Origin of the sequence: Colwellia sp. RE-S-Sl-9 (genome assembly GCF_048296855.1) — a bacterium.
Taxonomy (GTDB): Bacteria; Pseudomonadota; Gammaproteobacteria; order Enterobacterales; family Alteromonadaceae; genus Pseudocolwellia.
Map to the genome: position 1 here is coordinate 4,751,676 of NZ_CP182631.1, position 14,543 is coordinate 4,766,218.

The 14,543-nt window shown below is 35.5% G+C and carries 13 protein-coding genes; 7 read left to right on the forward strand and 6 right to left on the reverse strand.

The genetic code is table 11. From position 1 onward, the window contains the following. Window positions 1–78: 78 nt before the first annotated feature. On the reverse strand, window positions 79–537 hold the full coding sequence (locus ACM9HF_RS20705; protein ID WP_473613435.1) for a methylglyoxal synthase: 459 nt from the start codon (window positions 535–537) through the stop codon (window positions 79–81). Between the two features lie 426 nt (window positions 538–963). On the opposite strand from ACM9HF_RS20705, the gene ACM9HF_RS20710 reads away from it, so the two are divergent. Together ACM9HF_RS20710 and ACM9HF_RS20715 are read left to right on the forward strand one after the other, a co-directional pair. Next, entirely contained in the window at window positions 964–1,869 is a 906-nt protein-coding gene (locus tag ACM9HF_RS20710) for a DMT family transporter (protein WP_473613436.1), read from the forward strand. Between the two features lie 98 nt (window positions 1,870–1,967). Next, window positions 1,968–2,408, forward strand: coding sequence for a GNAT family N-acetyltransferase (locus tag ACM9HF_RS20715; RefSeq protein ID WP_473613437.1), 441 nt, complete (start codon window positions 1,968–1,970; stop codon window positions 2,406–2,408). Between the two features lie 30 nt (window positions 2,409–2,438). On the opposite strand, the gene ACM9HF_RS20720 is transcribed toward ACM9HF_RS20715, so the two are convergent. Beyond that, a complete protein-coding gene (locus tag ACM9HF_RS20720; RefSeq protein WP_473613438.1) occupies window positions 2,439–3,779 on the reverse strand; it encodes a M20/M25/M40 family metallo-hydrolase in 1,341 nt (446 codons plus the stop codon). A gap of 109 nt (window positions 3,780–3,888) precedes the next feature. Further along, window positions 3,889–4,422, reverse strand: a complete 534-nt coding sequence (locus tag ACM9HF_RS20725) for a YaeQ family protein (protein WP_473613439.1) — start codon at window positions 4,420–4,422, stop codon at window positions 3,889–3,891. A 570-nt stretch (window positions 4,423–4,992) separates the two neighbouring features. Here ACM9HF_RS20725 and ACM9HF_RS20730 point away from each other — a divergent pair. Continuing rightward, complete coding sequence (locus tag ACM9HF_RS20730; RefSeq protein ID WP_473613440.1) at window positions 4,993–6,114, forward strand: pyridoxal-phosphate-dependent aminotransferase family protein; 1,122 nt, start codon at window positions 4,993–4,995, stop codon at window positions 6,112–6,114. 86 nt (window positions 6,115–6,200) lie between these two features. On the opposite strand, the gene ACM9HF_RS20735 is transcribed toward ACM9HF_RS20730, so the two are convergent. Beyond that, window positions 6,201–7,055, reverse strand: a complete 855-nt coding sequence (locus tag ACM9HF_RS20735) for a PA4780 family RIO1-like protein kinase (RefSeq protein WP_473613441.1) — start codon at window positions 7,053–7,055, stop codon at window positions 6,201–6,203. A gap of 215 nt (window positions 7,056–7,270) precedes the next feature. Here ACM9HF_RS20735 and ACM9HF_RS20740 point away from each other — a divergent pair, with 215 nt between their 5' ends. The 3 genes from ACM9HF_RS20740 to ACM9HF_RS20750 all read left to right on the forward strand — a co-directional run bounded on the left by ACM9HF_RS20740 (window position 7,271) and on the right by ACM9HF_RS20750 (window position 10,761). Beyond that, window positions 7,271–8,680 carry an alanine/glycine:cation symporter family protein gene (locus ACM9HF_RS20740; RefSeq protein ID WP_473613442.1) on the forward strand — a complete coding sequence of 470 codons (1,410 nt, stop codon included), beginning with the start codon at window positions 7,271–7,273 and terminating at the stop codon, window positions 8,678–8,680. Between the two features lie 80 nt (window positions 8,681–8,760). After that, window positions 8,761–10,062, forward strand: coding sequence for a DEAD/DEAH box helicase (locus tag ACM9HF_RS20745; RefSeq protein WP_473613443.1), 1,302 nt, complete (start codon window positions 8,761–8,763; stop codon window positions 10,060–10,062). Window positions 10,063–10,110: 48 nt separating this feature from the next. Next, window positions 10,111–10,761, forward strand: a complete 651-nt coding sequence (locus ACM9HF_RS20750; protein WP_473613444.1) for a hypothetical protein — start codon at window positions 10,111–10,113, stop codon at window positions 10,759–10,761. Between the two features lie 3 nt (window positions 10,762–10,764). Here the strand turns inward: ACM9HF_RS20750 and ACM9HF_RS20755 are convergent, their stop codons facing one another. Next, window positions 10,765–11,217, reverse strand: coding sequence for a hypothetical protein (locus ACM9HF_RS20755; RefSeq protein ID WP_473613445.1), 453 nt, complete (start codon window positions 11,215–11,217; stop codon window positions 10,765–10,767). Window positions 11,218–11,406: 189 nt separating this feature from the next. Further along, entirely contained in the window at window positions 11,407–12,297 is an 891-nt protein-coding gene (locus tag ACM9HF_RS20760; RefSeq protein ID WP_473613446.1) for a GGDEF domain-containing protein, read from the reverse strand. Between the two features lie 277 nt (window positions 12,298–12,574). Between ACM9HF_RS20760 and ACM9HF_RS20765 the strand changes: the two genes are divergently transcribed. Next, window positions 12,575–14,542: a monovalent cation:proton antiporter family protein gene (locus ACM9HF_RS20765; protein WP_473613447.1), complete on the forward strand. Its 1,968-nt coding sequence runs from the start codon at window positions 12,575–12,577 to the stop codon at window positions 14,540–14,542. Window position 14,543: the final 1 nt, after the last annotated feature.

Genomic DNA, 14,543 nt, shown 5'->3' on the forward strand with positions numbered 1-14,543 from the left:
TTAGGGTTAATAGTGCTTAATATATGAACTATTAAAACCAAGGGCCTTAAAAAAGGCCGCTGGTGTAAATGAGGTTTTTTATGATATTCGGCTACTCATATAGTTTTCGTAGTCAGGAATTTTTTTCTCGTATTCGGTATCAAACAAGGTTGAGTTAATTAAAAAATCAGCAGAGGCTTGATTACAGGCAACAGGAATATTCCAAACTGCGGCGAGTCTTAAAAGAGCTTTTACGTCAGGGTCATGAGGTTGCGCTTCTAATGGATCCCAAAAGAAGATAAGCATATCTACTTTTTGTTCAGTAATAAGTGCGCCTATTTGTTGGTCGCCACCTAATGGACCACTAATGAGTTTATTAATGGTTAAGCCTGTATTGTTAGCTAATAATGTGCCGGTAGTACCGGTGGCATATAATTGGTGTTCGGTAAGCTTAGATTCAAATTTTTGGCACCAAAGTAGTAAATCTTTTTTCATATTGTCGTGGGCAACGAGAGAGATAGATTTTCTTTGAGGAGATGTAACCGTTGTGTATAACATGAAGGAACTCGTATTTTCGTTATTATTACTATTATCTTTAAATATTACAGACACAAAGTAAACACTAGAACGCTATAAATTAACTTTGTTTTACATTGTAAAAGTTTTATTTTTAAAAAGGTTTTTACGGGTTGACTTATGTTTCAACAATAGCGAGTATGTTAGGGCTATTATTAACTTATTAAATATTAAGAACGCTAAAATATGTTTAACCTTCTCATTACAGTATTAAATCCTATTCTTAATCGTATGGTCATTGCGGCCAAACGCTGGGAAGTTTTTTCTGTGGTGAATTGATAATAAAGTAACTAATCATTTTAAAGCCGCAGAACGAAAATTCTGCGGCTTTTGTCTTTTTTATATAACAAAGTTTGCAGTTATTCTTCGGCATCATTAATACCGTTAGGTATAACAAGGAGATATATTATGTCGGTACCAGCTGCTTACTTTGCTGTTGTATTAATTTGGTCAACAACACCGTTGGGGATTACTTGGAGTAGTGAAACCGTTAACCCAACGCTAGCAGTACTGGCTCGTATGGTTATTGCTGTTGTTCTTGGCGGGTTAATTTTAAAAATAAGTAAGATAGAGCTTCCTTTAAACCGACAAGCATTTAAGTTATATGGTTATTCAACTATTGGTATTTTTGGTGGTATGTCGTTTGCTTATGTTGCTGCCCAGTATATTGCTTCGGGGTTAATATCTTTGATTTTTGGTTTAGCGCCTATTTTTTCAGGTGTTTTAGCCCAAAAAATATTAAACGAACCTAAGTTTAGTAAAACCAAAAAGTTTGCATTATTATTTGCCATGATAGGTTTAGCTATTGTTTGTTACGACAAGGTTTTTGCACAAACAGGCGCTTTATCTTCAGATAGTTATTTAGGTATTGCTGCAGTTTTATGTGCTGTTTTCTTTTTTAGTATCAGTGGAGTATTAGTAAAGAGTGTTGATATAAAAATAAATGCTTTGGCTTCAACTGTTGGTTCATTAGTGTTTTCAATTCCATTTTTTGTTGCTGTATGGTTGATTTTTGACGGAACTCTGCCAATAGATGAGTGGGAAACTAAATCGTTATTAGCTATTTTATACTTAGGTGTATTTGGTTCTCTAATTGGTTTTATTGCTTATTATTATGTATTGCAAAAATTAGATGCGAGTACGGTAGCATTAATAACTATGATTACGCCTGTTATTGCCATATGTTTTGGTGCATTACTTAATAATGAAACTGTTACCGACAATTTAATTATTGGTGCTTCGTTTGTTATGGGCGGTTTAGCTTTATATCAATGGGGCGGGAGAAAACGAACTAAGGTTACGGCTCCAACTTAGTTATCCCTATTCGGGTTAGTTACTAATCTAGCTATTATTCTTTTTATAAAACGCTTATTCTTGTTATTTTAATAAGAATAAGCGAGGTTTACGTTTAAATGAAGTTGTCTGTTGGTTTTAGGCGTGCGGTAAGTACTGATATTGATTTTTTATTATTGTTAAGAAAATCGACAATGACAGAGCATTTGAATAATGCTGGTTTTAATTTTTCTGAGCAAGATCATATCAACCGTATTAATGAGTTTTTTAATGATTCATTTATTATTACTAATCATCAACAAAATATTGGTTTAATTAAATTAGGTGTGTTTTCAAACCGTATTCATATTCGACAATTTCAAATACTCCCTTCATTTCACAGAAAAGGCATTGGTAGTTATGTTTTAAATGTGGTGAAAAAGAAGGCGAGAGAAAATCAATTACCCGTTACATTAAATGTATTATTTGATAACCCCGCAAAAAATTTATACATAAGGCATGGTTTTTATGTTGAAGATCAATCAACACTTGAATATAAAATGAGATGGGAAGAACAATAGCTTAAATGCAAGCTATTGTTCTATAAGTTATTAATATATTTTTCCGTGAGCATCTACTTTAGATACATCCACTCGTGTTGGCGTTATTTTACCATTAACTATGTCTTTACTGGCTATTGATAATGACTCAATAACTTTGTGCATAGAGTTTAAATCTAAGCTGTTAATGTCGTCTGACGTTTGATGGTAATGCTGGTCTTTATCAAGTTGTGTACTACTAAAACTATGAGCAGGAACACCTAAACGCGCTAATGTTGCGTTGTCTGAACGGTAGAATAAACCTTGTTCAGGATATGGATCGGTGAATATTTCCATGTTGTGCGGAGCTAAACTTTTATTTAATAATTCGCCTAGGTTAGATCGCTCCATTCCTGTCATCCATAAAGTACCCGCACCAAATTTTGATGGTTTACCTATCATTTCAATATTTATCATAGCGATAACATTGTCTGGATTGAGTTGTTGAGATAAATAACGTGAGCCGTACCCGCCAATTTCTTCAGCCGTAAAAGCGGCAAACATTAAGGTTCTGGCGTTAGTGCCTTGTTTAGCAAAATGTTCAGCTAAGTTAATAACAGCTGTAGTGCCTGAAGCATCATCGTCTGCACCATTGTAAATTTGTTTACCATCAGGCGTTGTGCCTAAGTGGTCGTAGTGCGCTGAAAACATAACAATTTCATCTGCTTTACTATTACCCGGTAATATACCCACTACATTCGTTAATGATTTTTTACTTATAGTGGTTGAAGCTTGAACCTGAATTTGTTGAACATCTGTTTCATTTGTTAGTACAAGTACAATTGCGCCTTGATGATTTTCACCATTACCTTCTACCACAAGTTTAGTTAAACCACGGTTTAAAAATTGTTGGTACTTTTGAAAAATATCGTTATGCGCTGTATTCACTAAGATGAGATTTTGTCCGCCTGCATTATTCACTTTGCGCAGTAAATCTCTGAAATTGTCTTTTTTACCTAAAATATGAGTTTTTATTGCATCAGGATTTGTCCATGTCAGATCTTTCATGGTGCTGGCAACGGTAATGTTACTTTTAGGTATTTCTTTACCATTTAAACTGACTGAAAATGCACTGGGTGTAATACTGGTAATAGTAAAGGTTTGTTTGTAAGTGGATAATCCTTCTAAAGTTTTTAGGCCAATATCAGAAAAACGTTTACCTATATAGTCAGCGGCAATATCTATTTCAGGCGAAAAGCTTGCTCTACCTTTTAGATCATCGCTGGCTAGGTAAGTGATGTCTGTTATCATCTGCTTTTTTGATATGTTGTCAGCGAGTAAAGGGGCTGATAATAAAGCTAAACATGAGGTTATGCCTAAGGTTAACCTACGTATTTGATTGGTTTTTAACATGTAAATTTGCCAGTTTTTGAAAAGTAATAATAAGGCTACTATCGAGCAAAAATATTAATTTTGCAACTACTGGCTGTTGTAAAGCTTTACTTGATGGAATATATGATTTTTAAAGTAGTTTAGTGGTTTCAATCAACAAGCTTTCATCACCTGCTGTTAACCATAGCTGACCATCTTGAATACTACATTGAAACTCCATTGTTCTTGATATTAATTGTGCTAGAGCGTCTGTTGTTTCTTCGCTGAATTGTTCAATCGATAATTTGTCAAATTGGCGTAGTTTACTTTCTGATTGTTTCCACCAAGTGTCAACACTGCTGCCATAGCAATACAGTTTTACTTGTTGTGATCTATTGCAGGCTTTTTTAATGCGTTTCTCGTCAAGCTGGCCTAGTTCAATCCATAGTTCTATTTCTTCAGAGTAATTGACTTGCCATATAGCGGCTTCGTCTTCATCACTTACGCCTTTGCCAAATTGCAGGTTTTCATTGGCATTTAATATAAAGGCGATTAAACGAACCATCATACGAGAGTCGGTTTCAGAAGGATGCTGAGCAATGGTCAGGTTAATGGTGTCGTAATAGTTACGGTCCATATCTGATAAATGAATTGTTGCTTTGTTAATTGTTGCTTTTAACGCCATGTTTAGTTCATCACATTTTTTGAATGAGTAATTATACTCTGTATTTATCTTATACCAAACGCATTAATGAATTGACCTATTTTATACGAAGAATAAATGGTCAAATACACAGGTTCACCGTTCCCGACGGAACCTAAGCACCTACGTCCTGTAGGCGAGGCATTTATTTTAATAACTAGTTATTCTAATTATTAAATAAATAACGATGTAATTGGCTATTTAAACAAGTATAAATGATCAATTGGTTATTGCGATTGGTATTACTATACCTAAATTATGCTAAAGCTGCTTAAAGATGTTTGTTTGAGAAGAATTAAATTGCTTAGCTATTCCTTACATGTAGACTTTTTATTATTTGTTTTTAAAAGAAAAAATTTTTAATCGAGCTCCTTAGAGCAAAATGCATATTTGGATATATTGAGTATAAGCATAATCATTGTGCATTGACGCTGGTATATGTTTACAGTTGATGTATTATTATGCTTGTAGTTGACACTTGTGTCAGGTTTTGTTCGTGTTTATTTTTAATCTTCATATGAAATATATTTTAAATCTTTTAGGTGATGCGTAATGTCTATTAAATCTTTTATTCCTGTACCACGTACCTTAATGGGGCCGGGTCCTTCTGATGTAAGCCCACAAGTTTTGTCGGCTTTATCTCGTCCTACTATTGGTCATTTAGATCCTCTTTTTGTTGGAATGATGGACGAAGTTAAGTCGTTATTACAATATGCTTTTCAAACCAGCAACCCTTTTACTATTGCTTTATCAGCACCTGGTTCAGCAGGTATGGAAGCATGTTTTGTTAACTTGGTAACGCCTGAAGATACGGTTGTTGTATGTGTTAATGGTGTTTTTGGCATGCGAATGACCGAAAACGTTAAACGTTTAGGCGCTAAACTTGTTGTTGTAGAAGGCGAATGGGGCAGAGCTGTTGACCCACAAGCGCTAGAAGCTGCGTTAAAACAAAATCCAAACGCTAATTTTGTCGCTTTTGTACACGCAGAAACATCAACGGGTGCATTGTCTGACGCTAAAACTTTGTGTCAAATAGCTCAGCAGCATGATTGTTTAACAATAGTTGATGCGGTTACCTCTTTAGGTGGTGTTGAGTTACGTGTTGATGAGTGGGGCATAGACGCTATTTATTCGGGCAGCCAAAAATGTTTGTCTTGTGTACCGGGGATTTCTCCTGTGAGTTTTAGTGAACGTGCCACTAAAATTGTGCAAGAAAGAACAACACCTGTGCCTAGCTGGTTTTTAGATCAGTCTTTAGTGATGGATTATTGGTCGGGCGAAGGCAAGCGTTCATATCATCATACCGCACCGGTTAATTCTTTGTATGCTTTGCATGAATCGTTACTTATGCTTAAAAACGAAGGATTAGAAAACAGCTGGGCTCGCCATGCTAAACAACATAAAGCGCTTGCCGCTGGCCTTGCTGATTTAGGCATTAATTATATTGTGCCTGAAGATGAACGCTTACCTCAGTTGAACTCTGTTTATATTCCTGATGGCATTGATGACGCGAAAGTTCGCTCTTATTTACTTGAAGAGTACAACTTAGAAATCGGTGCAGGTTTAGGTAAGTTTGCCGGTAAAGCTTGGCGTATTGGTTTGATGGGATATGCGGCGCGTAGCGAAAATGTCGCGTTATGTTTAGCAGCGTTAAAAGATGCACTAAGCAAATAAATACTGAGTTATACAACTAAAAAAGGTTGGCGTAATGAATATGCCAACCTTTGTTGTTTTTAAATGACTTATATTTGAAAGTTAAGTTACTCTTCGTTCGCTTCTCTTATACGCTCTAATCGATTTTGCTCTTCTTCAAATGCGGCTTTTATCTCTTCTAATACGGTATCTACATCAGCAGATTCTGTACTTTCAGTAAATAGGCCTGTTAATTCTGTTTCAGGCGTAAGCTCGCCATCTTCATATAATGCCCACATTTCTTGAGCATATTTACTTTGTGCTAAATCAGGTGCGTATTGAGCGTAATAGGTTGTCATGTTTTCAACATCACGTATTAACATGCTTTTGGCGTTGTTATTTGATGAGGCGTCTACGGCTTGCGGTAAATCGATAATAACAGGGCCGTATTCATCAACTAACACATTAAATTCAGATAAGTCACCATGCACAATACCTGCACACAACATGCGCATAATATAAACCATAACAACCGCGTGATCTTCGCGAGCTTGCTCTGCATCCATGGTTATGTCGTTTAATCTGGGAGCAACACTACCTTCATCGTCGGTAATAAGCTCCATAATTAAAACACCGTCAAAACACCCATAAGGTTCTGGAACTCTTACACCAGAGCTAGCTAATAAATAAAGCGCATCAACTTCTGAGTTTTGCCAAGCTTCTTCTTGCTGGGCTTTACCATATTTAGAGCCTTTTTGTATGGCTCTTGCTCGGCGGCTGTTTTTACTTTTACGACCTTCTTGATATTGAACCGCTTTTTTAAAGCTACGTTTGTTTGCTTCTTTATAAACTTTAGCGCATTTTACTTGATCGCCACAGCGCACCGTATATACGGTGGCCTCTTTGCCACTCATTAGTTGGCTAAGTACTTCATCAACGATCCCCTCATCAACAAGGGGTTGTAAGCGTTTTGGTATTTTCATGGCGCTTTTATACCTTACTTACGTGCAATTTGGAATAGCAGATCATTTTCTTATGCATTTATATTCACAGTTCCAGCTAAATGGGGTTAAGTTCTCATTTCATTATATCACTTTAATGAGGAGGTTAAGCAATCGTTGTAAATAATGAAAAAGTTGACAAGTATGTAGGTTTTTTTAGTTATAATAACGACAAAGTAAGAATAGAGTATAAAAATTTGATTGAACAATGGGTTGGTACGATTAACGGATATTTATGGGGAAGTGTTCTTATATATCTCTTAAGTGGTTGTGGAATATGGTTTACGTTGCGTTTGAAAGGACTGCAATTTACGCATTTTTTTCACATGTTTACCTTGTTAAAGTTAAGTCGATCAAGCTCTAAAGAGGGTATTTCTTCTTTCCAAGCTTTGTGTACATCGTTAGCTGCTAGAGTGGGAACAGGCAACTTAATGGGGGTTGCTGTTGCTATTACTTTAGGTGGTGCTGGCGCTGTATTTTGGATGTGGTTAATTGCGTTAGTGGGGATGGCAACCGCCTTTGCAGAAAGTACATTAGGCCAATTGTATAAAGAAAAAGATGAGCAGGGTAACTTCAGAGGTGGCCCCGCGTATTACATGCGTAAAGGCCTGAACAGTAAAACTCTCGCTATAACGTTTTCATTATGTTTATTTTTTGGTTATGGCTTTGTTTTTAGTTCAGTTCAAGCAAACTCAATTACTGATGCTTTTTATGGTTCATATGGTTTAGACAAACTCACAACAGGTATTGTTATTACCATTTGCGCGGCTTTTATTATATTTGGCGGCTTAAAGAAAATAGCGCGTTTTGCTGAGTTTACTGTTCCTTTTATGGGGGTTGCTTACTTACTCGTATGTTTATATGTAATAGCAATAAATATTACATTAATTCCTAATATTATTGCTGATATATTTGCCTCTGCTTTAGGTTTAAAAGAAGCAGGTGGTGGGCTTGTAGGTGCTGCTATTGTTCAAGGTGTTAAGCGAGGTTTGTATTCAAACGAAGCCGGTATGGGCAGTGCGCCCAATGTAGCCGCTGCGGCTTCACCTAATCCTCCTCATCCTGTTGCTCAGGGGTATATACAAATGTTGGCGGTGTTTTTTGACACCATTGTTATATGTTCATGTACGGCATTTCTTATTTTACTTTTTAAAGATACGGGTTCACAGGCACAAGGTATTCAATTAACGCAACAAGCTATGGCGTTTCAAGTTGGCGGCTGGGGGAGTGATTTTATTACCTTTGCGATTATGTTATTTGGTTTTACTTCAATTGTTGGTAACTTTGCTTACGCTGAGAATAATCTTAAATACTTAAATTTAGATAACTTATATGGCCATTCATTTTTAAAAGTAGGCTTTTTAGCCATGTTGGTGTTTGGCTCTGTTGCAACTTTACCGGAAGTGATTGCTTTAGCGGATCTTTCTACAGGCTTGATGACAGTGTTTAATGTTATTTCATTGATCTTACTGACTAAGGCTATTTCAATGGTAACTAAAGATTATCATCAGCAAAAAATGCAAGGTAAGATACCGACTTATTGTCCGTCTGAAGATGAGCATAAAAGTCTTAATTTAACTCAAGGTATTTGGCAGAAAGATAAGTAACCTGTTGCTTAGATAAACTGTTATAATCCGCGAAAATTGAACATGTGTTCGAAAATTATTAGTGTATATTTGGTGAAAAAATGAGTGTTGATGCAATTGGCTTATCGGCTAATTTATTAAAAGCAGTAAAGGCGTGTGGTTATAAAAATTTAACGCCAGTACAGCAACAAGCTATTCCTGTTATTCGTACAGGCGTAGATTTATTAGCTAGTGCTCAAACGGGTACAGGTAAAACCGCTGCTTTTAGTTTGCCTATTTTAGATGCGATTAGTCGTAATATTAAAGACGACACTCAAGTTACAGGTCAAACGATTAAAGCGTTAATTTTAACGCCAACCCGTGAACTTGCAGCACAAGTTGCCAAAAACATTGAAACGTACAGCCAATTTTTACCGATTAAATCGGGTGTAATTTATGGTGGTGTAAATATGCCACCTCAAAAAACAATGTTGAAAAATGGGGTCGATGTTTTAGTGGCAACACCTGGTCGTTTACTTGAGCATTTAACTGAGCGTAGTGTTGATCTTTCGCATGTTAAATATTTAGTGTTAGATGAAGCCGACCGTATGCTTGATATGGGGTTTTTAACTGATATTGAAAAGCTTATTGAAGCAATGAAACAAAAACATCAAACCTTAATGTTTTCAGCTACCTTTTCAAACAAGGTTAAAACACTTGCAAAAAAAGTGTTAAGAAATCCTAAAACATTAGAAGTTTCTCGCCAAAATTCTACATCAGGTAAAGTAAAACAATCAGTTTATTGGGTGTCTGAAACGCGTAAACGTGAACTTTTATCTGAAATTATTGGTGTAAATAACTGGAAACAAGTACTGGTATTTGCAGGTACAAAAGAAAGCGCAAATCTATTAGCTAAAGAGCTAAAACTTGATGGCATTAAAGCGGCACTTTGCCATGGTGATAAAACGCAAGGCGCTAGAAATAGAGCGCTAGAAGAGTTTACCGAAGGTAAGGTGAGAGTTTTAGTTGCAACGGATGTTGCTGCACGAGGTTTAGATATTGCCGATTTACCTTACGTTGTTAATTTTCACTTACCGTTTTTAGCTGAAGATTACGTACACCGTATAGGTAGAACCGGTAGAGCAGGTAAATCTGGTACGGCTATTTCTTTAGTTAGCCCAAAAGATGAGCGCTTTTTAGAAAATATTGAAGAGCTAATTGGTCGTAAATTTGAGCGTATAGTGGCACCAGGTTATGAAATAGATAGACCATTACCTGCGCAATACAAAGAAAGTTTAGATGCGCCAGTTAAGAAAAACCGCTATCAAGCAACCCAAGATAAAAACCAAGCGATTGCTAAAAAGAAAAAAGTAAAACCAGCAGCTACTAAAAAATACAGCAAAAAAATACAGAAGAAGCGCTAGCGTTTTCTTATTTAAATCATTCAATGTTAACGGTTGTTACTTAAACTTATGAATGTTGATTATTGTTTAACAGAAGCACCTTTTGAATATCGTCATTTTTGTTGGTTTTGTGGAGAGCCTAAGCATTCGTTGTTTGGTTTTCCGCATAATAATTGGCTGGTATTTAATTGTCCTCATATCCCAATTCAGATCCCTAGCTGTAAAGAATGTTATCAATTCGCTTATTCAGCTAAAGTCGATAGCATTTGGCAAGTTCATGTACATGTTAAACAGCAATTAATGAAGCATTATCATAAAGATCTTGCTATCGGTTTAAATTGGACGAAAGAAGAATTAGAGAATAGTGGATTTGAAGGTGGTACCTTTGAAGGTTTTCAAAGAAGTGCGTGGTTTATGTACGAAGTAGCAAAAGGTCGAGTTAGCTATAAACCTTGGCCTCTTATTGTTAACGGCGTTACATTAGAGTACATAGATGAAAAAGAAACCTTTTACTTTGATGGGATGCGTTATCCTACAATTGATGATGCAATTAACCATTATGTAAAAATATTTGATTTAAATCTTAATTTCTTTAAGCAAGTATTAGCCAGAGTCGGCGATGCTAAGTTTTCTCAAGCGATTAGGTATTCACGAATATACATAGGAGCAACACCACAAGAGCAAAGAGCAGCGTTAGCAGATATATCTCTTACTCTTTAAGTGTTAAACCTTTTCTAATATCTTAATGACTTTAATTTCGTTATTTTCTAACCGAACGAAATAATGTGTCCATATTTTTTTTCTATATTTTTCAGAATAAAGGATAACTTTGAACTCGCCTTCTGTTGGGCTAGTGAGTTTTATATCGTATATCTCTTTTACTTCAGTCTCATCTTCAGGATAGTTGGCAATTTTTTTAAGAAAGTAAATTAAGTTTTCATTATCAAATGACAAAATAAAACCATGTACACGAGAGCCAACATTAAACTCTAAAGTAAAAGCTTTTGATAAAACAGCTAAAAAATCTTGCATGTTTTCGTTATTAATTTTGTTAAGTTTTTGGCTAAAAACATGTATTTTTTCTTTAGTTAATACGGTATTGGCTTCTTTAGCAAAGCTCACATTAAGAAAAAGAGTAAAGAATAGAGAAATGATTATCCCACAAGAATATTTCATATAAATCCTTTTTAGTTGAAATTTTTTGGCTATTTTATCAGATAGTTATTTATTTAAATAGCCGCATAATCATTCGATGATAATGAGGTGATAAAGTGATATTAAGAAAGAGGTAAAGGAGGGGGAATAGTTAAGCTCGCTAGCGCTCACTTAACTCGTTAATGTTGTATTTTATTAAGTAAAAGCTAATTACACTAAACTTAAGGACATGGGTTGACTAAATTTTTGTTGGTATAACGCTTGATCTGCTCTTTCAAAAAAGCTTTTCTCATCATCAGCTCTGTTCATAAAAGTATAACCTAAGCTACAGCCTACATTATATTTAGTAAGAAGCACGTCAGTATCGAGTGCTTTTTGGATGCGAGCTTCAATCATGAATAAAGACTCTTGGCTTGCCTCTTCAACAATAATAACAAATTCGTCACCACCAAATCTAAATACACTGTCAGAATCGCGAACACTAAGCTCTAAAGCTTTTGCAAAACTTTTTAGTATTTCATCGCCTACATGATGGCCAAAGGTATCATTAACTGCTTTAAATTTGTTTAAGTCTGCAACCACCAAGCCTACCTGATGTTTTTGACGATTTGCGTGATGCATAGCGCGTTTTAATTGCTCGTCAAAATAACGTCGATTGGCTAAGCCTGTTAAGCTGTCTTGCATGGCTAACGACATAGCATTTTTATATTTAATGGCATTGTTAAGTGGGTGAAGAATATATTGGTGTAATTCCTCTAAAATTTTATAGCTGGCTAAACTAATAGGACTATTAATTGCGTAGGTTAATGTACCTAAAAATTCATTATTTATTTTAAGTTCAAACAGACGTTCTGCTTTACCTTGTTTACTTCCTCGGATAGCCGTTCTTACATTCCCTTGGGTAAAATAAAGCCCTGAAAAAGCAATATATTTTGAAGCTTCCATAGCAAAAATATTCAATATTTTGTCAAGTTCAAGCGTGCACTGTAGTTGTTCCATAAGCGCAAGTTTACGTTGAGTATTTTCTTTATTGTTTAAATCGAATATTTTAAAGGCGTTATACTCATATGTTTGGCTTTCGAGTAAATTTAATGTTTGCATGTAACCACCTATTTCTATTTTAATGGTTATTATTTAGCAAATTCTGTACCTAAAGTGATTGTGTTTTTTATTATGTATAACCCTTTGATTTTTAATTTTTAATTTTGGTCGTTTGCACAGTCATTTTTTTGTCAAAGTAAAATTCGGCAATGTTTTGCCGCTTTTATTATGCTGTTTTTTATAAATAGATTTTAAATCATTTTGATGTCTGTAAAATGAGACACTATGCTTTTATATTCTGTTGTTTAGCATGCTCATCATTATTTAAGGAGTTTTCGTGGAAGGTTATTTTGAAATTCTTGCTATTTTAACCAGTGCTGTTTTTATTGTTTGGTTATTTAGATATCTAAATCTACCTGCTATTTTAGCCTATTTAGTTACAGGAATGTTGGTGGGCGAACATGGTTTTGCATGGGCACATCATCATGTTGATTACGAACACTTTGCAGAATTAGGCATTGTATTTCTACTCTTTACTTTAGGCTTGGAGTTTTCATTACCTAAACTGCTTGCTATGCGTAAGTTGGTATTGGCTGTGGGGAGCTTACAGGTTGGTATATCCCTTGTTATTTTTATTTTAATTGCTTTGGCTTTAGGACAATCTTTTCCTAGTGCACTGGTAATAGGCGGTGTTTTGGCACTTTCTTCTACTGCTATTGTTATCCGGCAATTAAGTGAAGCTGGGGCAACTAAACGTAAGTCGGGTCAAATTTCAGTGTCGGTTTTACTTTTTCAGGATGTGGCGGTAGTTCCTCTTCTTATTATTATTCCTATGTTTGCTATGGATTCTGATACTTCCATGGGATTAGCCTTACTTATTGCGCTAGTAAAAGGTGTGTTTGTAGTTGGTGTATTACTGTTTACCGGTAAGTGGTTATTACCACGTTTGTTTAATGTAATTGCCCAAGTACGAACAGATGAACTCTTTGTATTAACCACGTTACTTGTCACCTTATTAGCATCAGCTTTAACGCTATGGTTTGGTTTATCTATGGCTTTAGGTGCATTTTTAGCGGGTATGATGTTAGGTGAAAGCCAATATAAGCATCAGTTAGAGGCAGACATTAGACCTTATAGAGATATTTTATTAGGCCTGTTTTTTGTTACTGTAGGTATGAAGCTAAATATTAATGTGCTGATTAATTCACCTTTAGTTGTTTTAGGTGTTATGTTGAGTTTTATGGCGGTAAAAGTCTGCGTTATAAGGTTTTTAGCGGTTAAAGCAGGAGAATTGCCTAAAGACGGTTGGGCTTCAGGTTTTATGTTAGCGCAAATGGGCGAATTTGGTTTTGTGTTAATTGCTCTAGCCACGCAAGTTGAAATATTACCTATGGATGTAGCTTCAATCTTATTAGGCGTTGGTGTTCTTAGTATGGCGATAACGCCTTTTATGATTAATAACGCACGCAAATGGTCGTTAATGCTAACGCAAGATAAAGGAGTAGATACAACAGAATTAGAAACATTACCAGATAATAGCCAGTTAAAAGATCACGTTATTATTTGTGGTTTTGGTCGTGTAGGGCAAACAGTTAGCCGCTTTTTAAAACCAGAAGGTATTGATTTTGTTGCAATAGATATCGACCCTTTGCGTGTGACAAAATCAAGAGATGCAGGAGAGAACGTTTTATTTGGTTCTTCAAGACAAACAGAGTTGTTACATGCTGCTAATTTATCGGAGGCTAAATTAGTTGTTATCGCTTTTGGTGAAGATAAACAATCGTTAGACGTTATTGAAAAAGTAAGACGACTATCAAAGGATGTTCCTATTTTAGTAAGAACTCGAAATGACGACCAATTACAAATATTGAAAGATGCTGGGGCAAATGAAGTTGTACCTGAAATTTTAGAGGGAAGCTTAATGTTGGTTTCTCAAGTATTATCGTTAACAGGTGTACCATTCTCACGAATTTTCAAACGCGTACAAAAAGAACGTAATAATCATTACAATCATTTACATGGCTTCTACCAAGGTGAACATACAGATATGAGTCCAGAAGCGATTGAACGTATTGAATTTGCTCATGCAATACAGTTAACGAATGATTCATATGCTGTAGGGCATTCTATAGCAGAATTAAAGCAAGGTAATTCACACATGATTATAGTTGCGCTTAAACGTGGTGAAGTCGAAACAGAAGAGCCTGATGATAATATTGTATTACAAAACCAAGACACGTTAATTGTAAGAGGTAAACCTCGCCGAGTTGAATTAACTGAGCGCTTTATTCAAGAGGGGAGATAAT